The sequence below is a fragment of the Syntrophomonas sp. UBA5494 genome, assembly GCF_002426325.1.
On record NZ_DIPG01000135.1, the window covers coordinates 12,981 to 13,361 of the forward strand.

Sequence of the window (381 nt, forward strand, 5' to 3'; positions counted from 1 at the left end):
GGAATAGAATGTGGCCACCCCATAGGCCTGAGCCTTGGACATATTAAAGGCCTGCGCAGCAGCGGCGATAGCATCTTCCGGGATATAGCCGTACTTCTTCTGCATAGCGTGATAGGCTTCAATAATACCTCCGGGTAGATATTGATACGGACTGATAATCTCTTGATAAACTGTCAACATTTATTCACCTCCTGTATTTGCGTGAATCTCCATGAACAGTCAAATTCACCGCGCTTATGCCCCCCACCGCCTCCAATATGAAAATGGTTTCTGCTGCTAAAGCCGGATATGGTTTAGAATCTGCGCCTGGGCTTCTTCCAAACTGGCATCAACCAACACCTCTTGGAATTAGGTCGCTTTGCCAAAGGGACACTGGGGAAA

General features: G+C 47.8%; 1 protein-coding gene. It reads right to left on the reverse strand.

Annotated elements, in window-relative coordinates:
* Nucleotides 1–180: NAD(P)H-dependent oxidoreductase subunit E (locus tag B3W37_RS15330; protein ID WP_483176311.1), on the reverse strand; the 180-nt coding region annotated here is incomplete at its 3' end.
* Nucleotides 181–381 lie beyond the last annotated feature (201 nt).